The sequence below is a fragment of the Acinetobacter vivianii genome (genome assembly GCF_014635885.1).
In the GTDB taxonomy this organism is placed as follows: domain Bacteria; phylum Pseudomonadota; class Gammaproteobacteria; order Pseudomonadales; family Moraxellaceae; genus Acinetobacter; species Acinetobacter vivianii.
This window is the reverse complement of the sequence record NZ_BMDR01000001.1, coordinates 116,002-136,907: the sequence shown is the minus strand read 5'-3', so window position 1 is coordinate 136,907 and position 20,906 is coordinate 116,002. Positions and strand designations below refer to the sequence as shown.

At 38.8% G+C, this 20,906-nt stretch carries 26 protein-coding genes; 10 read left to right on the top strand and 16 right to left on the bottom strand.

Annotation, left to right across the window (positions count from 1 at the left end):
- Positions 1-11 precede the first annotated feature (11 nt).
- Positions 12-317 carry a hypothetical protein gene (locus IEV36_RS00685; protein WP_264822108.1) on the top strand — a complete coding sequence of 102 codons (306 nt, stop codon included), beginning with the start codon at positions 12-14 and terminating at the stop codon, positions 315-317.
- Positions 318-418: 101 nt separating this feature from the next.
- Positions 419-1,096 (top strand): DUF421 domain-containing protein, encoded by a 678-nt coding sequence (locus IEV36_RS00680; protein WP_005257231.1) that lies wholly within the window; start codon positions 419-421, stop codon positions 1,094-1,096.
- 72 nt (positions 1,097-1,168) lie between these two features.
- Here the strand turns inward: IEV36_RS00680 and IEV36_RS00675 are convergent, their stop codons facing one another.
- From IEV36_RS00675 to IEV36_RS00655, 5 genes are all read right to left on the bottom strand, one after another.
- Positions 1,169-1,396, bottom strand: a complete 228-nt coding sequence (locus IEV36_RS00675) for a hypothetical protein (RefSeq protein WP_004771901.1) — start codon at positions 1,394-1,396, stop codon at positions 1,169-1,171.
- Positions 1,397-1,454: 58 nt separating this feature from the next.
- Positions 1,455-1,883, bottom strand: a complete 429-nt coding sequence (locus IEV36_RS00670; RefSeq protein WP_005257230.1) for a hypothetical protein — start codon at positions 1,881-1,883, stop codon at positions 1,455-1,457.
- Positions 1,884-2,156: 273 nt separating this feature from the next.
- On the bottom strand, positions 2,157-2,423 hold the full coding sequence (locus tag IEV36_RS00665; protein WP_005257229.1) for a hypothetical protein: 267 nt from the start codon (positions 2,421-2,423) through the stop codon (positions 2,157-2,159).
- Positions 2,424-2,480: 57 nt separating this feature from the next.
- Entirely contained in the window at positions 2,481-2,672 is a 192-nt protein-coding gene (locus IEV36_RS00660; protein WP_004771898.1) for a hypothetical protein, read from the bottom strand.
- 93 nt (positions 2,673-2,765) lie between these two features.
- A complete protein-coding gene (locus IEV36_RS00655; RefSeq protein WP_004771897.1) occupies positions 2,766-2,927 on the bottom strand; it encodes a hypothetical protein in 162 nt (53 codons plus the stop codon).
- A gap of 324 nt (positions 2,928-3,251) precedes the next feature.
- On the opposite strand from IEV36_RS00655, the gene IEV36_RS00650 reads away from it, so the two are divergent.
- Together IEV36_RS00650 and IEV36_RS00645 are read left to right on the top strand one after the other, a co-directional pair.
- Complete coding sequence (locus IEV36_RS00650) at positions 3,252-3,437, top strand: sporulation protein Cse60 (RefSeq protein WP_005257226.1); 186 nt, start codon at positions 3,252-3,254, stop codon at positions 3,435-3,437.
- Positions 3,438-3,626: 189 nt separating this feature from the next.
- Positions 3,627-4,094 (top strand): hypothetical protein, encoded by a 468-nt coding sequence (locus tag IEV36_RS00645; protein WP_005257223.1) that lies wholly within the window; start codon positions 3,627-3,629, stop codon positions 4,092-4,094.
- A 166-nt stretch (positions 4,095-4,260) separates the two neighbouring features.
- On the opposite strand, the gene IEV36_RS00640 is transcribed toward IEV36_RS00645, so the two are convergent.
- The 3 genes from IEV36_RS00640 to IEV36_RS00630 form a co-directional block, all read right to left on the bottom strand.
- On the bottom strand, positions 4,261-4,806 hold the full coding sequence (locus IEV36_RS00640; RefSeq protein ID WP_005257222.1) for a glycine zipper domain-containing protein: 546 nt from the start codon (positions 4,804-4,806) through the stop codon (positions 4,261-4,263).
- Between the two features lie 238 nt (positions 4,807-5,044).
- On the bottom strand, positions 5,045-5,524 hold the full coding sequence (locus tag IEV36_RS00635; RefSeq protein WP_005257221.1) for a hemerythrin domain-containing protein: 480 nt from the start codon (positions 5,522-5,524) through the stop codon (positions 5,045-5,047).
- A 154-nt stretch (positions 5,525-5,678) separates the two neighbouring features.
- On the bottom strand, positions 5,679-6,131 hold the full coding sequence (locus IEV36_RS00630; protein ID WP_005257220.1) for a hypothetical protein: 453 nt from the start codon (positions 6,129-6,131) through the stop codon (positions 5,679-5,681).
- 294 nt (positions 6,132-6,425) lie between these two features.
- Here IEV36_RS00630 and IEV36_RS00625 point away from each other — a divergent pair, with 294 nt between their 5' ends.
- Positions 6,426-8,096 (top strand): FMN-binding glutamate synthase family protein, encoded by a 1,671-nt coding sequence (locus IEV36_RS00625; RefSeq protein ID WP_004771888.1) that lies wholly within the window; start codon positions 6,426-6,428, stop codon positions 8,094-8,096.
- A gap of 56 nt (positions 8,097-8,152) precedes the next feature.
- Here IEV36_RS00625 and IEV36_RS00620 read toward each other — a convergent pair whose 3' ends face one another.
- The 7 genes from IEV36_RS00620 to IEV36_RS00590 form a co-directional block, all read right to left on the bottom strand.
- The gene (locus IEV36_RS00620) at positions 8,153-8,806 is read right to left on the bottom strand and encodes a hypothetical protein (RefSeq protein WP_005257219.1); all 654 of its coding nucleotides are present in this window, start codon (positions 8,804-8,806) and stop codon (positions 8,153-8,155) included.
- On the bottom strand, positions 8,807-9,535 hold the full coding sequence (locus IEV36_RS00615) for a hypothetical protein (protein WP_005257218.1): 729 nt from the start codon (positions 9,533-9,535) through the stop codon (positions 8,807-8,809).
- Positions 9,536-9,592: 57 nt separating this feature from the next.
- On the bottom strand, positions 9,593-10,111 hold the full coding sequence (locus tag IEV36_RS00610) for a DUF4124 domain-containing protein (RefSeq protein ID WP_005257217.1): 519 nt from the start codon (positions 10,109-10,111) through the stop codon (positions 9,593-9,595).
- 82 nt (positions 10,112-10,193) lie between these two features.
- On the bottom strand, positions 10,194-11,222 hold the full coding sequence (locus IEV36_RS00605) for an alpha/beta hydrolase (RefSeq protein WP_004771884.1): 1,029 nt from the start codon (positions 11,220-11,222) through the stop codon (positions 10,194-10,196).
- Positions 11,222-12,355, bottom strand: coding sequence for a YdcF family protein (locus IEV36_RS00600; protein WP_005257215.1), 1,134 nt, complete (start codon positions 12,353-12,355; stop codon positions 11,222-11,224). The genes IEV36_RS00605 and IEV36_RS00600 overlap by 1 nt, the downstream gene beginning before the upstream one ends.
- A gap of 8 nt (positions 12,356-12,363) precedes the next feature.
- Positions 12,364-13,398, bottom strand: coding sequence for a UDP-N-acetylmuramate dehydrogenase (gene murB / locus IEV36_RS00595; RefSeq protein ID WP_005257213.1), 1,035 nt, complete (start codon positions 13,396-13,398; stop codon positions 12,364-12,366).
- Positions 13,399-13,411: 13 nt separating this feature from the next.
- On the bottom strand, positions 13,412-13,921 hold the full coding sequence (locus IEV36_RS00590) for a low molecular weight protein-tyrosine-phosphatase (protein WP_005257211.1): 510 nt from the start codon (positions 13,919-13,921) through the stop codon (positions 13,412-13,414).
- A gap of 405 nt (positions 13,922-14,326) precedes the next feature.
- Between IEV36_RS00590 and IEV36_RS00585 the strand changes: the two genes are divergently transcribed.
- The 4 genes from IEV36_RS00585 (at position 14,327) to IEV36_RS00570 (ending at position 17,445) form a co-directional block, all read left to right on the top strand.
- Positions 14,327-14,896: an HD domain-containing protein gene (locus IEV36_RS00585; protein WP_004771878.1), complete on the top strand. Its 570-nt coding sequence runs from the start codon at positions 14,327-14,329 to the stop codon at positions 14,894-14,896.
- Between the two features lie 252 nt (positions 14,897-15,148).
- Positions 15,149-15,400 (top strand): PAAR domain-containing protein, encoded by a 252-nt coding sequence (locus IEV36_RS00580; RefSeq protein ID WP_004771876.1) that lies wholly within the window; start codon positions 15,149-15,151, stop codon positions 15,398-15,400.
- A 444-nt stretch (positions 15,401-15,844) separates the two neighbouring features.
- The gene (locus tag IEV36_RS00575; RefSeq protein WP_005257209.1) at positions 15,845-17,005 is read left to right on the top strand and encodes an iron-containing alcohol dehydrogenase; all 1,161 of its coding nucleotides are present in this window, start codon (positions 15,845-15,847) and stop codon (positions 17,003-17,005) included.
- Positions 17,002-17,445 carry an acyl-CoA thioesterase gene (locus tag IEV36_RS00570; RefSeq protein ID WP_005257208.1) on the top strand — a complete coding sequence of 148 codons (444 nt, stop codon included), beginning with the start codon at positions 17,002-17,004 and terminating at the stop codon, positions 17,443-17,445. The genes IEV36_RS00575 and IEV36_RS00570 overlap by 4 nt, the downstream gene beginning before the upstream one ends.
- 49 nt (positions 17,446-17,494) lie before the next feature.
- Here the strand turns inward: IEV36_RS00570 and dnaX are convergent, their stop codons facing one another.
- Complete coding sequence (dnaX, locus tag IEV36_RS00565; RefSeq protein WP_188393540.1) at positions 17,495-19,495, bottom strand: DNA polymerase III subunit gamma/tau; 2,001 nt, start codon at positions 19,493-19,495, stop codon at positions 17,495-17,497.
- Positions 19,496-19,697: 202 nt separating this feature from the next.
- Between dnaX and IEV36_RS00560 the strand changes: the two genes are divergently transcribed.
- The gene (locus tag IEV36_RS00560; protein ID WP_005257198.1) at positions 19,698-20,858 is read left to right on the top strand and encodes a cupin domain-containing protein; all 1,161 of its coding nucleotides are present in this window, start codon (positions 19,698-19,700) and stop codon (positions 20,856-20,858) included.
- The last annotated feature ends 48 nt before the right edge of the window (positions 20,859-20,906 follow it).

The window sequence follows — 20,906 nt, the reverse complement described above, 5'->3', positions numbered from 1 at the left end:
CAAATCAGAATATTACTGATCAAAATAATCAAGCTTCACGTGTAAGTATTGATCCAAATGATCATTGGCGTGAAAGTTATGTAACTCGCCCTTATTATCAAGAAGCTTCACTGGATACACCAGATCTGGATTATGATCGGGATTTTTCCAAAGCATATGAGCTAGGTAGTCGCGCACGTTCTGAGCACGACCGCAACACTCACTTCGAAGATGTGGAAGGTAATCTCAAAGAATCTTGGGAAGAGCTAAAAGCTGAATCAAGATTAAAATGGGAACAGGCCAAGCAAGCCATCAAAGATGCGTGGGATAAAGTCTAACTTTCCCCTTCCTATACAAGAATGAGCTTATTTAAAACATAAGCTCATTTTTATTGCATAGAATATAATCACTTACAAACTATAAGAAAGAGTATATAAAAATGGATCTCATCGGTGTTTTCATTCACGATACGACTTGGGAATTGGTCGTAGAAATCATCATTCGTTGCTGTGTCATGTTTCTGCTCATCCTGATTTTCTTGAAACTTTCAGGAAAACGCGGCATCAGACAACTTTCGATATTTGAAGTTGCCATCATTCTCAGCTTAGGTAGTGCGGCTGGCGATCCGATGTTTATAGATGATGCGCCGATTGCCCAAGCTTTTGTGGTGATGTGTACCATTATTATTTTATATCGGCTTGTAACTTGGGCCATGATGAAAAGCAAAAAAGTAGAAACGCTTCTGGAAGGAAAACCACTTTGTATTGTCGAAAATGGTTTGATGGTCATTCAGGATATGAGAAAAGAAAAGTATTCGCATGATGAGTTTTTTGCCGAAATGCGCCAGCAAAGTGTTGAGCATCTTGGACAAGTAAAAGTCGCATTACTTGAAACTGACGGCTGCTTAAGTATTTTGTTCTATGCTAAAGATGAAACAAAATGGGGGTTGCCTCTATTTCCAAATCACTATAAAAAAACAGATTATTTAAACCCAACGCTTTTTTATTCTTGTATGTATTGTGGAAGGACTCAGCACTTAAAAAATCTTGAGGAAGAATGCCCGCGATGCAAGGGAAAAGATTGGGCAGAATCTTTAAATACATTGCATATCAACTAATGCTTTCTTATGCTTATTACAGTCACTTATAAACTTGGCGCCGAGTTTTTAGGTGCTGTAAAGCAGATCATCTTAGCTGCTAAGGCGAAAAACTTTTCCCGTCCGTGGATGAGTAAAGGTTAGGTCATCATTGAGTTCGATCACTTTATCTGTAATCACAACTTTAAACAAAGGCGACCAGGAAAAATCATTGATATTCACATCCATTGTGGGCATCTTCTCATAAATTTGCTCCACAATAATCTTGTCACCCGCCTCACTACTCGCATCAACTTCTTTTAACATATATTGTTTCGACATCTCAAAAACTCCTGTTTCAAAATAATCGTGGCAAAATACGAGTGATTATTTTATTTCATTAAATTGGTTCTTTATGCTTAAAGTATGAAACAATCTCTTCACCACTATTTTTAGACTTATCGACTATATTTCCCAATTCATCGTAATAATAGCTTGGTATCACCACTTTATTTTTTAATTTTGCTTCTGTTTTTTTTGTAGAAACAATCAACTTTTCCACAAAGCCAGATAACCATAATATGTATTCACCTTTATTTTTACTTTTAGGTAAAATACTCACATCCAGATTAATAGATAATGCTTTTGACTTCATTAATAAATCTTCAAAATTAATATAATTGTAAAGCATTTTAAAATTTGATTTTTTAACTACAGTCCTTAACTCAATCATTAAATTATTAAGATCTTCTACATGATCATCTGTGAACCCATGTTTAGATTGAACCTGCTCATAAATTTGTTCTGCTATTTTTAAATATTGATGCATGACATTATTCCTTTATATTCTATTTAGGAATTTTGCAGTATTTACAGTAATCAATTGTTAATAATGTTGTGCTTTATGAAATAGCCCTTAAATTTCATATACATAAACACCACACAATAAGTGATTAGAAATACACTAATAAAAATTAGCGTGATTAACATCACAATAAAATGTATTATTCATGCTTCAACTTATTCTAATTCGCTATAAATACTAAAAATGACTAAAGTAAGGTCAGGATACTTTAGTCATTTTCCCATCATGCTTCTTTAATTAAGATGCTGGGGATTGGCCTGAGTTTGAAGTCACATTGCCCGTATGAACCTCTGATGAACCATGCTCTTCCATCATCACTGGCGCAGATGTATGTTGTGTATCATCATGGATTTCATTATTCGGACTTACAGGTGCTGCTTCCATCGAATGAGGTGTCGTTGTTTCACCTCGTGTCATCGGATCATCAGCAGTTCGGTTCTTTTCACAGCCTGCAAACGTAAAAACACAACATATTGCTAGACTTTTCACCAATAAATTCTTCATTTTCATTACCTCTCGCTTGGTTTTATGAGTCACTAAGATTGTTCTCAACGATCTACTCTATTCATCCATCATCCACAAACATTTCTTTTTCCGTTCATGCGCCAATCTGCATTTTCGACGCTCAGATAAAGACTTATGATGTCTGGCTGAGTCTCGTTCCCACTCATCTAGATCCATCATACGATCCGGAATATATTGAGAACTGGAATGGAAATTAGAACCGATCAATTGATTATCTTTAGCACTCATATTTTATTTCCTTATATTTATACTCAATTTTATATTTACCTAAATTTAGGCTTTATATAAAAAGAAGCTTGATCACAAGCTCCTTTTTTTAGATTATTTTAAGAACTTACTCAGCACTTTCTTGCCTTTTACGCTATCGTCCATGCTCAGATCATCATCTTTTTTCTCATCAGATAGTTTAGTTTTATCTTTATGAGATTTATAATAACAACCTAAAGCAACACCTGTTCCTAAAGTCAGAATTGTTTTTAACATGTGGCACCTCTTAATGTATTTAAGCAACCTCTATACTGAACATCTTTTATGTAAATTTCCCTGTTAGTTTTTTTACTTTTCTTAAGAAATGAAATCTTATGTAATCATATAAAACATAAACATTTAGTCAAAAAATCCATAAGCCATTAAAAATAATAAATTTATCTTCATATTGAATTATATATAGATTTTTCACCATATATCTCGAAACAAGTTAATAGAAAAGTATAAAAACTTTCAAAATCAAAACAAATGATATAAAAAAATTGATTCTTCTGGACTTACCCTAAATAGATGCATATTTTTCACGAAGGAGAAATAATAATGGCTAAAATAAAAGCCTTTGAATCTACATCTATTCAGGACTTAGAAAATAATATTAATGAGTGGCTTAGAAATGAGTTAACGAAATATAATCATCAGGTCAATATCAAACAAATCAGCCATAGTTATGCGAATGAAAATACCCTCTTCAAATTTACAGCCCTACTTGTTTATGAATATAACTAAAAGATAGGGATGTCTGATTAAGCTGGAAATCTGGCTTAATCAGCTCTCCTACAATGATTTCGTCATTATTTTTTCTTTACGTTGTTTCTAAACACTCCTACTACTCACAATAACAGGGTTAACGGACACAATAAGAAACCCAAAACGCTTCATAATCACAAAATGACCAGCGTTTAGGGAGAACTTGATATGCCACAATATTTGCGGATAGCTGAAAAAATTTACCAAGAACTTAAGGAAAATAAAGAATTTAGCAATGATCCGTTAGAAAATTTAAATAAATTGATGATTGAGCTTCGTAAAGAAATAAAAGATTCTAAATTAAAATTACTTTATAACTTTATTGATTTTGAAGAGTGTCTCAATAAGCCCAATGCTGAATGTAAAATTCAGCTGGATATTAGCCTTATACCGACCTTAAAGAATGAAGGTGAATTCATCTTATGGTTGGCAGGTTTTATCCAGCGAATTACCACAGATGGGAAGAAAAAGCTGCCACCTATTCGCAAAGAGATACCACCAGAATTCAAATATACCCAGCCTAAAGAAGTCAAGAAAGCCGTGGCCGTGCAGCCTGAATACTCTAAAAGTGGAGAATTGATCAACTCCTACTTTAAGTCAGATGAATTTATAGAGGCATTCAATAAAAGTCACTAATTCACAAAAATAGAAGTGGGCTCTTGACCGTTCACACTTCTATTGATTTGCTGAAATCATTCAGCAGCCGCCTTTTAAGGGCGGTTTTCTTTTGCCTAGACATATTCCAACGTATAAAAAACCCTATTCACAAAGAATAGGGTTTCGAGACTTTAATAGAAACTTTCTATTTGCTCAAATCTGTGGTGCGATTCCATGCATCACGTGAAGCATGTCGTGCCTCTTCCCAAGACAAACGCGAGTCCGCTTTGCCTTCTTGGTCCCAATGTGTTCTTAACTCAGGTTCGACTTCTTCGAAAGCCACATCAGGATCATATCCATAACGTTTTTCATAACCTACGCGATATGCACCTCGGTAATCCCGATCATAGTCCAGATCAGGATATTTGGCTTTTGCCTCATTATAATAAGGCTGGTTAAGATAGTTTTCGCGCCAGTAAGCATCTTCTACCGTAGGATCAATGGCCTCACCGACTGCATTACCAGCTAATCCACCAACAAAAGCACCAACGGCGCCACCGACTAATGTCCCTACAGGTCCACCAGCACTACCAATGGTAGCACCTGCAACCGCACCACCTGCTGCCCCAACACCCGTGCCGACTGGATGTGAACCAGGTTCACCGGTAATTGGATCTGCATTTAATTCTTTTTTCACTTCGTCAGATGAATTTTTAATACGTTCACGATCATATTGGTCATTATTTGTCATGGTTATTCTCCTTAAAAATATTTACTTGAAACCTTCTGATGAGATAGAAGTTTCAATCAATGAACTATTTACAGTTTCAGACTAAATAAATTCTTTGTTAAAAACCGTTATAAGAATTTTTTTTAAGTTAATGACGATGACTTCAAGTAAAGAAAGAAATATATTGAAATAGATATAGAAACTTATTGAAATAAAAACCCTCATAAAGAGGGTATAAATATTTTAAACTTTATTATATTCAGGTCAGACTATCTTTGTCTTTATTCAAATATTTTGTATATTCTGTCTGATATTTCTGAGCAAGCTCCTTTTTTTGATCATCAGCTAAAATTTTACCTGCTTGCTGGAAGAAACTATGCTCCTCCTCTTGTAAATGATGATGCACCACTTCAGATAATTTCTTGGCAATCGCGAGCCAACCAGAATTACTAAATTCAGTCTCTGTGAGTTTTTCCAGTAACTCATCCATTTCATGGTGCTCAGATAAAGCATGTCGGGTGATGTTCAAGCCTGCATCAGACATCATCAATGGAATATATAGAAAGCGATCCTCAGCTACTGCATGCGCAAATAGCTCATTTTTTAACAATTCAAATAGCTCTCGTCTTTCTGTTGTATCTCCCGAGGTTTGGATGAGCTTTTCAGAAAATGCTCTTTGCTTTTCATGACTTTCTCGCAAAGCTTCAAATATCGTCAATTCTTTTTCACGTTTTGGCATATTTTATCTCTTTAGGCTATAGTGAAAAATTTATATTAAAAATCAGTTTGATAAACTATTTCTAAAAACACTTTATTTTAATATCTTACTGGCTTCTACTCATTTAAGGAGTATTGATGCTGGATCAACACTCCTCCATGCTGGCAATGTTTGGCTAATGTCGATTGAAACTATTAATAAAATCTCCATGCTTAAAATAGGAAATTATCTGTTCTGCATTTTTATCATTGCTCATGAATCCGATCTGCTTAAGGTCGCTATGCACTGTAAATTCGGGTGGGATATTTTCTACAATCGGCGGAATTCTCTTTTTCCCGCCAACTGTAATTTTCTCAATGAATCCCGCTAACCACAGCACAAACTCATCCTGATATTTATAATTTGGAATTAAACTGACATCTATATTTAAGTAACCATCTATAATCTGGTTTTTAAAACCAGAATTAAACTCAATAAAATTATAAATAAGCTTCATATCCGTCCCTTTCAGCTCTTTACGAATTTGCTTGAGTAAATAATTGATATATTCGGCTGGAGCTTGCGTAAACTTATTTTCGTCTTTAAGGTTTTTATAAACTTTTTCAGCAATACGCAAATATTGTGGCATTTCGAGGGTCCTCCACTTTTTTGTATTCTTCCTTATTATCTAAAATTAATTTTTTCAATTTGTAATCATTTTTACTTTTATTGTGTCCTATATTGTTTTTATGATAATAGATTCATATTTAGTAATAATTATAGAATATTTAGCTCCTAATCTAAATTTTTTTTGTACCGATGTAATCCATAAAAACTCAATTCATAAGAGAATAATTCTCATATCTAACAATTCGTTACTTGTGGTTCAGGCTAGTTCTTGGCATCGTTTGTCCATTGCTTTATTTTTAGGAATCTCCTGGCTATGGCTAGTCCAGCACAAGCTATAAGACATAAATTACTTAACACTTTCTTTTCAAGACATTCTGTTTGGTTTCTTTGTATTTTCATTGCTTTAAGTATTACGTGGTTCAAAACAATTTATACGCCACATAGTATTTATTACTTTATTTCAGACACCTTGCTCAATGGTCTGTGGTTAGTCACCAGTTTACTCAGTTTGGTAGGTCTCCATGATTTATTGCAAAAGAAACATGCCATTTTAAGAAACTACCCGATTCTGGGACATTTCCGTTTTATTTTTGAAGATGTCCGTCCAGAAATCCGTCAGTATTTCATTGAATCAGATCAGGATGCGCTTCCCTTTTCACGCATGCAACGTAGTCTGGTTTATCAACGTGCCAAGAATGAAAATGCAGATAAACCGTTTGGGTCAATTATTGATGTTTATGATCCAAATTACCGTTTTATTGTCCATTCAATTGCACCTTGCCCGCCATCTGACCCAGCTTCATTTCGTGTACAGATTGGTAATGCACAATGTAGCCAGCCTTACAGCGCATCGATTATGAATATCTCTGCAATGAGTTTTGGCAGTTTGAGTGCAAATGCGATTCGTGCACTCAATAAAGGTGCAGCTTTAGGTAACTTTTATCATGACACAGGCGAAGGTAGCTTAAGTCCTTACCATTTAGAAAATGGTGGTGACATTGTCTGGCAAATTGCCAGTGGCTATTTCGGTTGCCGTACGCCACAAGGTCTATTTTCACCAGAAAAATTTGCTGAACAGGCAAAAAACCCAAAGATCAAAATGATTGAGGTGAAGCTTTCTCAAGGTGCAAAACCGGGTCATGGCGGTATTTTGCCAAAGCATAAGATTACAGAAGAAATTGCCGCTATCCGTGGTATTTCCCGTGATCATGACTGTATTTCACCGTCTAAACACCCAAGCTTTAATACCCCGATTGAAATGATGCACTTTATCCAGCAGCTTCGTGAACTTTCTGGAGGCAAACCGGTTGGCTTTAAATTATGTATCGGTCAGCCTTGGCAGTTTATGAGCATTGTGAAAGCCATGCTGGAAACTAAAATTGTGCCTGATTTTGTGGTGGTAGATGGTTCAGAAGGTGGTACAGGCGCAGCACCAATCGAGTTCAGTGACTATATTGGGACCCCTTTAAGAGAAGGTTTACGCTTTGTACATAACACGCTGGTCGGTGCTGGGTTACGTGACCAAATCAAAATTGGTGCCAGTGGTAAAATGATCAGCGCCTTCGATATTGCCAGTACTTTTGCATTGGGCGCAGACTGGGTCAATTCAGCACGTGGCTTTATGTTTGCAGTAGGCTGTATTCAGGCACAAAGCTGTCATACCAACCAATGTCCAGTAGGTGTTGCGACACAAGATAAAGACCGTCAAAAAGCGATTGATGTTCCAAGTAAAGCAGAACGTGTCTTTAACTTCCATAAGAACACCCTACATGCACTTTCTGAAATGATCGCAGCGGCTGGCCTCAATCATCCTTCAGAAATTAAAGCGCATCATTTAGCTCAACGTATGAATGATCGTGAAATTAAAAACTATGCACAGATCCATTTCTTCTTAAAGGAAAATGAGTTGTTGCTTGGTGATTTAAAAGATGAAGACAATTTCTACTATCGCATGTGGAAACTTGCCGACCCAAATCATTTCTAATTTTTGTAAAAAAGGCCACTCAAGAGTGGCTTTTTTATGGCATATACAAGAAACAATTAGCGGCTAATTAAGCGATAAATAGCAAAAATTGCAATCATCAGAATCAACAAGAATTTCAGATAAGACGTCCAATTGTACTGTGAGCCCTTACCTTGCCAGATTTGTACGTCTACAGACTGAAATTGAATATTTGTGGCTCCCATCAATTCAGCATGAACGGCGTAATTCATCCCGTTATTCGACTCACTCACTGAAAATGGATCTGAACTAATCACCAGCAAGATGGGTTCATTTGCCTCATAATCATGCCGATCATTGCTCTGAAATACTTCAGGATGATAGCCATTCGAGGTCTCACTTTGAACACCTCCCATCCACTTCAACTCGGTTTCACCAGACTGTATGGTTACACCTTTCACAACAAGCACAAAACGATAAGGATTTTTTGTTGCATCCGCCTGAAAGCTAATTCCCACATTTGGTCGTTGAAAAGTGTCCTTCGGTTTATCAATGACGGCCTTATTTAAAGCCTGAATCTCACTCGAAGTTAACAGGATCGAATTCACCAGATTTTCGCCATATTCTCCAGCTTTGGGCTCATGTTTCACCTGACCGCATGCAATTAAAATGATACTGACACCCAGCATGAATACAGCTCGAATCCAATTCATTCTAGCTTTGAGATGAGAATTTTTACTAAATCCTTTCATTTAAAAAACACTCACTGCAATATGACGATCTAGCATCCAGCGAACCACAGGACCTTGCTGTTCCACAGGTAAAGATAAAATGTATTCAAAAGTTCGTATAACGACTTCACACTGTTTATTTTTGTCCTGCGCAGTTTCACCCGCATTGATCAAGTCCGCATCGGCCCCATAATCCTGTCTTAACTTTTCTGCAATCTGAATCCACGCTGGCGGAGCTTGCATGCGGTCTACCACTGAATGCGTGCCTTGATGAGTTAAAATATAATCAAGCGCAGCGGCGGTCTGTTGTTGCGTGGCGACACTCAGCAAATTTCTTCGTTCATCTAGCGTTGTTTTAGCATAGAGAGGAAATGCAATCGGGAAACAATTGCCTCTGCGTTTGGCATCATAAAGTTGCTGTAAATAGGCTTTTGCCCATAAACGTTGTCCCTCGTCATCTGCTTGCTTCTCAACAATCTCTCGAAGTTTCCACCACAAAGTACTGCTGACGGCAGCAAGCATTTCTTCGGTTTGAACTGCAGCATTGGCCGTTTGCTGAATACTTTCGTAGTCTTTAAAGGCATGTTGTTTCAGCTGTTGTAGTAAAATAATCTGATCCAGAAGGTTCTGACGTTGCTCAACTGGATTGTTCTGTACAGCTTGCCCAGAGGTTAACTCGTGCTGTGAGCAATGATTTAACAAAAAGAAAACTGTGAAAATAGCCCCAATTACAATAAATGCTGCTCTCATTGCGCATTTCCTTGTTATTTTAATATTTGAAAATGAATAACTTAAGATAACCCATGTTTAACGTTTAAATGAACAGGTGGAACTGGTCTGGGTCACCAAAGTATTGGTAGATGCATTGCAACTTAAATAAATACCGCCATCTTCAGTGCAGATTCTTGCTGCATAAAGCTGACTATTATTTTCTAGCAATTGCGCTGGACGATCTGTATAACGGGCGAATCTCTGCAAAGCCTGAATGCGCTGTTTACATTGGCTGAACTCAAGTATGGTTTTTTGAAATTCGGATCTAGAAGTCACGGTTCTCGTTTTATTGCTTGCCAAATCCTGTGTATAAGCATTTTTCTCATGCATAATGGCTTGCTGCCGTTGTTGCTCCATCTTACGGCAATCACCCGTAAAACCATCAGCAACCGAGCCTGTACAAGCCGTTTTTTGGCTGGATTGAATCGCACATGGCCGACTTTGATAGGTTGTACCCTGATTGGTTACACATTTATATAGCTCTTCTGCACAAACTGGAAAAGCAGTACAGAGCAGAATAAAGACACAAAAACCCCTTAATGTACCTTTTTTCATTATTTCCCCGAATATCTAATGCATTGATATTTTTTATAATATTCGGGATTCTATCACTTAAGTAATGGCTAAAAAAGTAAAATCAGTAGTAATAATGGTTAGGTTTCGCATGTAAAAATGCTGGAATCAGACCAGTCAGCGCCGCACGAATATCCGCACGCTCATTAATCAATTGGTGTGAGCCTTCTTCTAACATCAGCAAAGTCTGTAATCGAAACTTCCGACGAATATATTCAATGTTATAACGCCAATCCACAGTTTGATCGAGAGCACCCTGCGCTAACCAGACCGGAATACGGCAAGCTGGGCGCTGCTCCATTTCAAGCATCCACTTCGACATCGCAAGAATCCAGTCCATCCCCATCATCCGAGGCTGCAAAGGATCAGTTAGGCGGATAAAACGTAGAAACTCGGGGTTGTGATTATTACGACGGAAATGTCGCGGCACTTGACTCTTAATACGGCGGATAATACCCAGCCCGACCGAGTTATGCCACCATGCCGTTTTTGCTGGTCGAATCAATGGAGAAAGTAATAAAACCCGATCCACAATTGGGTCTTCGCGGCGTTCAGCAAATTCGAGTAAATGATGCATCCAGATGGCACCACCCGTACTTTGCCCAATTCCCAACCACGGTTTTGGTAATTGCTTGGCACCACGAACTGCATCATAAACAGCATGTAAGACTTGCTGATAATGATCAAAATTCTGAATACTCGCAGGTGAACCATTACTGAGACCATGTCCAGGAAGATCATAGGTCACAATACTAAATCCCTGATCCAGAATTTCCTTGATAATGGGTTGATAAATACCACTATGTTCCAGATAACCATGTAATAAGCACACGGTACCCTGAATCTTTTGCTGTTTCGGCTGGAAGACCTGCACATGCAAACGAAACAATGGCATTTCCACATAACCTTGCCAATGTTCACAATCCAGCAAATTTAAACCATAGAGTTTGCGATAAGCCTGTAATGGTTTTGATGGCTCGACTATCGCTGATAGATCCAAAGGTTCCAGTACCTGCGGTGTGGTTTCACGATTTGGAACAGGCAAATCCAGTTGTTTTAGAATTGTCGGATTTAAAAATGGAATATTGGACATTATGGTATCTCTCGACAATCACTTGAACCAATCAACATATCACGAATTGTTGCCAGCATTTCGTAGTTTGCACGGCGACTGTGGTCATAGTTTTGTTCGCTAGGACGCCAGTCTGTCAAAGTGGTTGGCATAGGTGCAATGACAGGAACCGTTTCAATACCGCTTAAGGCAAATAAACGGCGGGTACGAGGCATGTGATATTCATCGGTAATGAGGATCACCGTTGGCGCCCCACCTTTCTTTTGTAGCAATAAAGAGCTGAATCTGGTGTTTTCACAGGTATTCATACTTCTATTTTCAAGAAGTTTTGCCTCTATGCCACGCTCTTTTAACCACGCCTGCATATAAGGCGCTTCAACACCACTCAACACGATAGGCAAAGCATATTTTTGCTCGACCTGAAGCGTTTTTTCCAAACGCAAACGGGTGTAATTGTTTACCACGATATCTTTACCATTTGCGCCCAGCGTTAAACCGCCGCCCAGCACAACAATGGCATTTGGCTGAGAAATATTTTGTGGTTCAGGTGTACCATCTTTATTCTTTTTCAGCTCAATCAGATCTTTATTGGTCTCGTCTTTATCATCTTCATTGACAGGTAATTCGATTGGATAAGTTTCTAAAAAAGCAATGTATTTACCCATCAAAGCCTGATTATCCGGTGTATTCCACTGCAGAAAATCTAATGGCGTTGTAATGGTGACTGCTGAACTTGCCTGATCCTGATCAGGTCGCTCACCCATCAAGGGAATATTCGGTTGCTTCTTTTCTTCAGCACTTTCTTTTTCCTGCTCCTCAGCAATCAGCTCTTGCAGCAATTTATAACGTGCCTGAATCAGTCTTAAATCTTCAGATTTCTCTGACTGAAAAGATCTTTCCATCAACTTGAGATAAGCCTGTCGTGCAATCCACAGATTCGAACCAGGTTCTAAAGTCTCATGCTCACTCAAAGCTGCGGGTTTTTGGCTTTGTGCTGCGACCTCATTCACATCTACAGGCACAAAGCGGTTGAGCCCTTTAACCACCAGTTGTGAATAAAAAGGTGAATATAAAAAAAGTACAAAACAGCCCAATAGCACAAATAATATGGTAATTACTCGTACTAAACTGACCATCCAATGCACTTTAGCCATAAATCTCCTCATCCACTATGCGCTTGAATCAAACCGTGTTCACTATATAACACAGGTTCAGGTTCGAGCTGAATACTAAACTTTTGTTTTACATCACTTTGTACAGCCTGATAGGTATTTTTTACATCCGTCAGTGCTGCATCGGCATAATTGACCAAAACCAAAGCCTGCTTGTGAAACATGCCAACTGGCCCTAATTGCTTACCTTTCCAGCCCGTTTGGTCAATCAACCAGCCTGCTGCCACTTTAACATTGCTATTCGGCTGTGGATAATGCGGTATGTTAGGAAATTGTTGAGTAATTTTGTCAAATTCAGCTTGGGACAAGATCGGGTTCTTGAAAAAACTTCCCACATTCGGGAATTCTTTCGGATCTGGTAACTTGCTTTGACGAATAAGGATGACCTGATTTTGCAAATTTTCTGCGTTAAGCTCATCGCCCACAGCTTGCTTTAAGTCACCATAATTCAATCTGAGATCCGCTTTTTTCAGCAGTTTAAAAGTGACACTCACGATGATGTAACGATCTGGATCATCTTTGAAAATACTGTGACGATAAGCAAAATGACAAGCTTGAGCTGGAATGGAGTCAAACTGTTTCAATTTACGGTCGTAAACCTGAACAGAATCAATAAACTCTCCTGCTTCGACACCATAAGCACCAATATTTTGTACTGGAGAGGCACCCACTAAACCTGGAATCAAAGCCAGATTTTGTAAACCGAACCACTGCTGCTGGGTGCTGTATAAAACAAAGTCGTGCCAGACTTGACCTGCACCGACCTTAACAGTCACCGTATCCGCATCTTGAGTAACAACATCAATGCCCTGAATATTTAAATGAACAATCAAAGCCTGTATTTGCTGTGGCAATAACACATTACTACCGCCAGACAATACCAATACATTGAGTTGATGCTGTTCAGCAAAATCCAGCGCTGCAATCACATCATTTGGCTGATTGATCTGAACATAATGTGAAGCAATAGCATTAAGATTTAATGTATTTAAATGTTTAAGCGAAACCTGCTCTTGTACTTGCATGTTAAATTAAATCCTATGACCCTGCTGTTATTTGCTTTTTAAAAATATCGACCCATGCTTTACTGCTTGATTCACACTGATCCAGCACTCGATCAAAACCATCTGCGCCACCATAATAAGGATCTGGAACAGCTTGCTGCTTGAATTGAGGATCATGCTCACTCATCAGGGCGATTTTTGCCCGGATCTGCGCTGAACCAAATTGCTGAGACGCTTTTTGCATGAGTGCCTGAATATCATCTAAGTTTTCATGATCCATTGCCAAAATCAGGTCGAACTCAACAAAATCATTCAGGTTAATTTGTCTTGCACGCAATGCAGACAAATCATAACCACGCTGCGTGGCATGTTGCTGACTGCGTGCATCAGGCGCCTTGTTGGGATGATAGTTACTGGTTCCAGCTGAATCGACAAGCACGTCCAAGCCATGTGCATCACAATAATGTCTGAGAATTGCCTCTGCGGTTGGAGATCGGCAAATATTGCCTAAACAGACACATAAGACTTTATACTGTGTTTTCATTACAAAACAGTTCCGACCATTTAAATGTTGTGGAGATAAAAATATTGCCTGCAAAATTCCAGCAAACAAAGGCACCGCACGTAAAACTCATTATGCATGAATTGACCATTGTGACATCTCGTATTTTGTCAAAAATTGCTTTGATTTGAAAGGAAATCGTGTTGATCATTATTGAAAATTCTTTATGAATATGTACTTTTTTGGAATTAAGGATGAATGGAAATGACATATCAATTATCAAAAGCTTCACTCAACTCTGAATCTTTAATGGTGATTACCAAAACATTAAAATCTATTATTTTTAGAAAGCGTTGTTTTTGCTAAACTCACACACGCCCTTCCAAGCAAATCAGTCCATTCCTCGGTCAAAAAATTCTAAAATTTTGATGCTAATAGGAAACTTTAATGAAAACTGAAACGATTCAAGGCCGCTTATTATTTTTAAAAGAAGCTGAGAATTTAAAAAATGTAATGCGTAGCTCTCATACCTCCAAGGGTCGAAATGAAAGTACTGCTGAACATACCTGGAGATTGGCTCTACTCGCATTAGTTTTTGAAGATGAATTAAAAGAGTTAGATTTTTCAAGAGTCCTAAAGATGTGTCTGGTACATGATTTAGGTGAAACACTGAGTGGTGATGTTCCTGCAATTGAAAAACAGAATTATCCCAATAAAGATGTACAAGAACGCAATGACCTACTTCAAATTACTCAATCATTAGATGAGCCGCTGAGAAGTTCATTACTCGGTCTCTGGGAAGAATACGAAGCGGGACAAACCCAAGAAGCGATCGCAGTAAAAGCGTTAGATAAGCTTGAAACGATTCTTCAGCATAATCAAGGCATCAACCCTGATGATTTTAATTATGAATTTAACCTCACCTATGGTGAGAAATATACAGATAAACACCCTTTATTTAAAAGTATCCGTGAACTTCTAGATGCTGAAACGATGCAAAATCTGAATAATAGATAAAATAACAACGGATCGGTATTTTCTAAATAGAGATATTCCGATCATTCTTGAAAATGCCAATCCTCAAAATTGGCATTTTTCATTTATATATTTTTATCAATTTAAGTTATACAACCCTAACCATTTACTCACTTGTCAGAGGATGGATTAGAAGAAATATTAAATAAATATTTTAGACTGACTGGTCAATAGACAGAACTGTCTTTATTTAATAAAATAGCACGGTAAATCGCTGCCGTGAGTAAATTTTATATGCCAACTCGATATATCGTTGTAGGGTGTCCCACAACTGGTGGTGGTAAAGTCATCACAGGCAATCGTAATTTTTTAGTCAATGGTCAAGCAATTGCATGTATCGGGGATGAAGCAACCTGTCCGAAGCATACTGGTGTTTCGATTATCATCACAGGTGACTCTACAACTCAGCTTGGTGGTAGATCAGTGGCACGTATTCATGACTCACTTTCTTGTGGATGTAAGTTACTTCAGCCAGAAGAAGCCTAAGCTGCGTCCGAAGTCTTTGATCAATATCCTCCATTTTATGGTTAAAGGATATAAAGCTATCTATCATTTTAAAAATATTCATTCATCAATAATCTTCCAGCGGCGGGCTTCCCTTTTACCTGATTAAAACTGCAATATTTTCCAATAATAAAAATAACTAGCGACTCAAACGATGTATTCGAAGTATTTAAGGCTCGGGATATGTTCAGAGTAAAATTCACATGGAACATCAAAAAGTTTTAAGCACAAGAAAAAACAATATTCATTATTATTTTCAATAGTTTGAATAATAAACTATCTAAATATTTATACATTACTGGGAATGGTATCAACAGCTCAAAATTACACTTTTCAAGGGCATCTTATGTTAATTTATTTGAGCAATGACCTATCGTCACACGATAAGAAATATAGTATTTATGATGAAAAAATAAGGATGTATGTATGAACCCGTTTCAATTTCAAACCGTTCCCAACATCATTGCGGGTCTAGGTTCTATACAAGAACTTAAAAATATTTTAACCCAACATAATTATCATAAAGTCCTGATCGTGACCGATACAGGCATTATTCAGCATCAGTTGCATCAGCCGATTCTTGATATTTTACAAGAGATTGATTTGGCGCATATCATCTATTCAGATATTCAGGCTGATCCGCCCGAACATATCGTTTTAGAAGCCGTAGATTTTGCCAAGCAAGAAAAGATCGATGTCATCCTAGGGTTTGGCGGTGGCAGTTCAATGGATGTTGCCAAAATCATTGCTTTGCTTGCACACCCAGAGCAGCAACAGCAGCTCAGTGAAATCTATGGTGTCAACCAAGCCAAAGCACCACGTTTACCACTTATCTTGATACCAACCACCGCAGGTACAGGCTCTGAAGTTACCCCGATTTCGATTGTCACCACAGGTGCAACCACCAAAATGGGCGTGGTCTCTCCGATCCTCTATGCGGATGTCGCCATTTTAGATGCAACTTTTACACAGGGACTTCCTGCACATATCACGGCGGCAACAGGCATAGATGCAATGGTTCATGCCATTGAAGCTTATACCTCGAATATTAAAAAGAACTTTTATGCCGATATGCTGGCGAAAAATGCGTTGAAATTACTGAATCATAATCTGGCTAAAGTTCTCAAGAATGGTGCTGATCTGGAAGCGCGCCAGAATATGTTAGTTGGTTCAATGTTGGCAGGTCAGGCGTTTGCCAATGCACCAGTAGGTGCCGTACATGCCCTCGCCTATCCACTTGGTGGACATTTCCATCTATCACACGGACATACCAATGCATTGGTACTGGTCGAGGTATTAAAATTTAATGCACCCAAAGCCAAACAGCATTATGCGGAATTAATGCAACTCTTAGATCCACGAAGTACAGGCTGTACAGATGGCTTATGTGATTTGTTTATTGATCATATGCAAAACCATCTAGATCAAAGTGGCCTGATTCTAAAATTAAAAGATCTGAATGTTCCAGAGGCCAAGCTTGCTCAACTGGCTAAAGATGCCATGCTGCAAACCCGACTCTTGCAAAACAATCCAAGAGAAATGACCGAACAAGATGCTTTACAGATTTATCAGGCGATTTATGCATGAGTAAACCCATTTTAAAAACACGAGAACAATTTAAATTCTTTTTTCCGATCCAGACCCGTTGGGCTGATAACGATATCTATGGTCATGTCAACAATGTGACCTACTATAGTTATTTCGATACAGCTGCCAATTCATTGCTGATTCAAAAAACGGGTTTTAACATTCACAACAGTGAAATTATTGGTCTAGTGGTCGATTCAGCATGTAGCTTTCTACAGGAACTTTCATTCCCCGAAATGGTTGAGGTTGGTGTAGCGATAGGAAAAATTGGCAACTCATCGCTTAGATATGAGCTGGCAATTTTTAAACAGGGTCAGCCTCAAGCAGCAGCACAAGGGCATTTTGTGCATGTATTTGTTGATCGTGAACATCGAAAAAGTACTGCTATTCCTCCAGCAATGCGGGAAGTCCTTGAGCAATATTTGCTGCCGAGTGAATAAAATTAATATAAAAAAGCAAAGCGATTAATCTTTGCCTTTTTATTAATACTTAAGGTTTCAATTGAATATTATGCAATTCTGCATCAAAGGTTTCGACCAAGCTCTTGATGGTCGGTTCCTGATGTAGCAATTCGACGGCACGATTAAATGCTTTTTGCTTACGTTGATTTTGCATCAACAACGGCGTGTTTGAATCCACCGCACCATATTGCACATTAAAATATGTTTGAGGCCATTGTGCTTTTAAAGCATCTTCCAAACCATGTTGTAACTGTGACAGCATGCCTTCATATTCCTGAGGAATCAGGAAGATAGATGCGCCATTGATCTGGCCTTGCATAATGCCATGTTGTGCCAACTCTTGCACCGCAGGCGAAAGCTGGCTGGTTCTAAACCAGTATTCCCATTTTTCCAGATTCCATTCGCCTTCCAAGCTCTGCTCACTCAACTTAAGAATATCTTGCGGCATTAAATTGCCCAAATCTTCTTGAGTAGAAGCAACCGCATTCGCTGGTAACTCAACAGCGATTTCCGCCACTGGTTCATCGATAACAGTAACAGCTTGTTCTGTCGCCATCACAGGCTGTGATTCTAGAGGCAACTCATCTACTGACAGCGCTGTTTCAGTATTCTCTTCAACTGGGAAAATCAGAACGTCTTCCGAATCTGTAATACTCGATTGAACAACTTCTGTCTGTGCTGAATTTTCCAGTCCGATCAACTGACCCGCTTCTGCATCAAACACCATCAAATTGCTATCTGAATTTTGCGCAACAGGTTCAGGTTCAGGTTCAGGTTCAGGTTCAGGTTCAGGTTCAGGTTCAGGTTCAGGTTCAGGTTCAACACTAACTGCTTCTTGCTGAACTGCAAGCTGATTTTCTGGATTTAAATTTTGTACTGGTTGCTGAACTGCTAGTGCTGCAATCTGGGTAACTGGCGTTGCACTTACAGTGACTTCATTTAAGCTCATCGGTCTAAACGCAAGCAAGCGTAATACCGTCATTTCAAAGCCTTGCTCTTGCGTCACCGCAAGTTGTAGCTCAGCACGCCCTTTGCAGGCAATTTGATAATAAAGCTGTAAGTCCTGAGCAGAAATTGACTTCGAAAGCTGCAAAATTTTCTGATTGATTTCTTCACTATATTTTAGTGCAAGATCTGGTAAATATTGCAATAAAGCAAGTTCATGTAAGGTTGAAACCAGTTGGTCCAGAACCAGAGACACATCGAGAGCTTGCTGTCTAAATTGCAATAGCAATTGACTCACGCGTGCTTGCTGATTTTGATGAATCGCCAAAATCAGGTCATAAATAATAGTTCGGTCAATCAGGCCCAACATATCTTTGACATCTTGATGATGTACGGCGCCCTGACCATAGGCAATCGCCTGATCCGTTAATGACAATGCATCACGTAAAGAGCCTTGTGCAGACTCGGCAATTTGCCAAATCGCATCCTGATCCGCTTCAATATGTTCTTTATTTAAAATCGCGGTTAAATGTTCTGTAATTTCATCGACGGCCAAAGGACGCAAGGTAAATTGCAAGCAGCGCGAGATGACAGTAATCGGTAATTTTTGTGGATCTGTGGTCGCAAACAGGAATTTGACATGTTCAGGCGGCTCTTCCAAAGTCTTTAACAAGGCATTGAATGAATGCGTTGAAAGCATGTGTACTTCATCGATCAGGTAGACTTTGAAACGACCTTGCGTTGGTGCATAAGGAACATTGTCGAGTAACTCACGGGTATCTTCTACTTTGGTCCGTGATGCCGCATCGATTTCAATCAAGTCGATAAAGCGGCCTTCATTCACCGCTTTACATGTGGTACATACTTCACACGGCGTCGATGTTACACCTGTTTCACAGTTTAAGCATTTGGCTAAAATACGGGCAATTGTGGTTTTACCAACGCCACGCGTACCCGTAAACAAGTATGCATGGTGCAAACGGCCGCGTTCCAGTGCGCTGGTTAAAGCACGAGAAACATGGTTTTGCCCCACTAACTCATTGAAATTACGTGGACGGTATTTTCTTGCCAGTACTTGATACATGTATGCTCCTTTTCGCCTGTTAAGCATACTGTTTTTTTGAAAGACTGTGAACGAATACGCGTCCAATTGATCAAGATTAAGTACATTCTTTAATTTTTAAGGCTGATTTCTAGCGTTTCTCTTGGTTTTATACAAGACTTGCACCAACATTCAACTCAAGGGACAATACACACCAATTTAAATGTTGTTGGTTTCATTTCCCATGTCTCAATCTTTAGCGGTACTCGGCGGCATTACCGCAGAACAATTTCTTAATGAATATTGGCAAAAAAAACCTTTACTAGTTCGTAATGCTATGCCTGAAATTATTGGCCTCTTAGAGCCAGCAGACGTACAAGAGCTTGCATTGGAAGAACATGTCACTGCCCGCCTGATTCGTCAAAAAAATAAAAATCCAAATGAGTGGCATGTTAAATCAGCGCCACTGACCAAAGGTGACTTCCAGAAATTACCGAATCTATGGACACTGTTAGTTCAGGCAGTTGATCATTACTCATTCGATATTGCTGAGTTATGGAAAAAATTCCCGTTTATCCCACAATGGCGTCGCGATGACATCATGGTGTCTTATGCACCAAAAGGTGGTTCTGTTGGAAAACACTTCGATTTTTATGATGTGTTCTTGGTACAAGGTCATGGCCATCGTCGTTGGCAATTAGGTCAAATGTGTGACGATTCAACCCAATTTATTCCAGATCAGCCATTAAAACTTTTAGCTGAAATGGATGTGCATTTTGATGAAGTGCTCGCACCAGGCGACTTACTCTATGTACCACCTGGCTTATCGCATTACGGCGTTGCAGAAGATGATTGCTTAACCTTCTCATTTGGTTTCCGTATGCCAAATCTTTCAGAGATGATTGATCAGGTCAGTGATAAATTCGCAGAAAATACCTCACTCAAGAATCCATTGGCAGATATCGCACGTCAACAGACTGCACATCTGGGTGAAATTAATAGCACTGAGTTTGCCTATTTAAAAACTCAACTATTAGACTACCTCACCCAAGCGCCTGAATTTGATTCTGCGATCATGGCCTACATGAGTGAAGCAAGCTATCCAAATAACATTCCTGAACCTGAAGAAGTGGATGCGAATGATGTGGCTGAAGTGATTGGTGTGGATTACCAGATTATTTTAGAGCCTGCTTCAAGATTGCTTTACAGAAAACAGGGCGACTCTTTTGAATTCTGGGCAAATGGCGATACGGTTTGTATTTCAGCAGCATTCATGCCTTATTTAAAACAAATTGCAGATGGTGAAAGCCTATTACTGGATGAACGTTTTAATGAAGCGGAAATTCTGGAAGATATCGCACTCTTGCTCAACAATGCGATTGTGATGTTATTACCGCCAAATTAAACTATATACTCTCCAACATCTGGCCCGATAGAGAAGATTTTTCCCTAT

Bases quoted from the DNA above. Each gene is read 5' to 3' on its own strand.
- IEV36_RS00655 (WP_004771897.1), bottom strand. From the start codon at position 2,927: ATGTTAAAAACAATTCTGACTTTAGGAACAGGTGTTGCTTTAGGTTGT.
- IEV36_RS00640 (WP_005257222.1), bottom strand. From the start codon at position 4,806: ATGACAAATAATGACCAATATGATCGTGAACGTATTAAAAATTCATCT.
- IEV36_RS00610 (WP_005257217.1), bottom strand. From the start codon at position 10,111: ATGAAAAAAGGTACATTAAGGGGTTTTTGTGTCTTTATTCTGCTCTGT.
- IEV36_RS00575 (WP_005257209.1), top strand. From the start codon at position 15,845: ATGAACCCGTTTCAATTTCAAACCGTTCCCAACATCATTGCGGGTCTA.
- IEV36_RS00645 (WP_005257223.1), top strand. From the start codon at position 3,627: ATGCCACAATATTTGCGGATAGCTGAAAAAATTTACCAAGAACTTAAG.
- IEV36_RS00675 (WP_004771901.1), bottom strand. From the start codon at position 1,396: ATGTCGAAACAATATATGTTAAAAGAAGTTGATGCGAGTAGTGAGGCG.
- IEV36_RS00625 (WP_004771888.1), top strand. From the start codon at position 6,426: ATGGCTAGTCCAGCACAAGCTATAAGACATAAATTACTTAACACTTTC.
- IEV36_RS00570 (WP_005257208.1), top strand. From the start codon at position 17,002: ATGAGTAAACCCATTTTAAAAACACGAGAACAATTTAAATTCTTTTTT.
- IEV36_RS00660 (WP_004771898.1), bottom strand. From the start codon at position 2,672: ATGAGTGCTAAAGATAATCAATTGATCGGTTCTAATTTCCATTCCAGT.
- IEV36_RS00680 (WP_005257231.1), top strand. From the start codon at position 419: ATGGATCTCATCGGTGTTTTCATTCACGATACGACTTGGGAATTGGTC.
- IEV36_RS00585 (WP_004771878.1), top strand. From the start codon at position 14,327: ATGAAAACTGAAACGATTCAAGGCCGCTTATTATTTTTAAAAGAAGCT.
- IEV36_RS00665 (WP_005257229.1), bottom strand. From the start codon at position 2,423: ATGAAGAATTTATTGGTGAAAAGTCTAGCAATATGTTGTGTTTTTACG.
- IEV36_RS00615 (WP_005257218.1), bottom strand. From the start codon at position 9,535: ATGAGAGCAGCATTTATTGTAATTGGGGCTATTTTCACAGTTTTCTTT.
- IEV36_RS00620 (WP_005257219.1), bottom strand. From the start codon at position 8,806: ATGAAAGGATTTAGTAAAAATTCTCATCTCAAAGCTAGAATGAATTGG.
- IEV36_RS00650 (WP_005257226.1), top strand. From the start codon at position 3,252: ATGGCTAAAATAAAAGCCTTTGAATCTACATCTATTCAGGACTTAGAA.
- IEV36_RS00590 (WP_005257211.1), bottom strand. From the start codon at position 13,921: ATGAAAACACAGTATAAAGTCTTATGTGTCTGTTTAGGCAATATTTGC.
- IEV36_RS00670 (WP_005257230.1), bottom strand. From the start codon at position 1,883: ATGCATCAATATTTAAAAATAGCAGAACAAATTTATGAGCAGGTTCAA.
- IEV36_RS00635 (WP_005257221.1), bottom strand. From the start codon at position 5,524: ATGCCAAAACGTGAAAAAGAATTGACGATATTTGAAGCTTTGCGAGAA.
- IEV36_RS00600 (WP_005257215.1), bottom strand. From the start codon at position 12,355: ATGGCTAAAGTGCATTGGATGGTCAGTTTAGTACGAGTAATTACCATA.
- IEV36_RS00605 (WP_004771884.1), bottom strand. From the start codon at position 11,222: ATGTCCAATATTCCATTTTTAAATCCGACAATTCTAAAACAACTGGAT.
- IEV36_RS00560 (WP_005257198.1), top strand. From the start codon at position 19,698: ATGTCTCAATCTTTAGCGGTACTCGGCGGCATTACCGCAGAACAATTT.
- IEV36_RS00630 (WP_005257220.1), bottom strand. From the start codon at position 6,131: ATGCCACAATATTTGCGTATTGCTGAAAAAGTTTATAAAAACCTTAAA.
- dnaX (WP_188393540.1), bottom strand. From the start codon at position 19,495: ATGTATCAAGTACTGGCAAGAAAATACCGTCCACGTAATTTCAATGAG.
- IEV36_RS00580 (WP_004771876.1), top strand. From the start codon at position 15,149: ATGCCAACTCGATATATCGTTGTAGGGTGTCCCACAACTGGTGGTGGT.
- murB (WP_005257213.1), bottom strand. From the start codon at position 13,398: ATGCAAGTACAAGAGCAGGTTTCGCTTAAACATTTAAATACATTAAAT.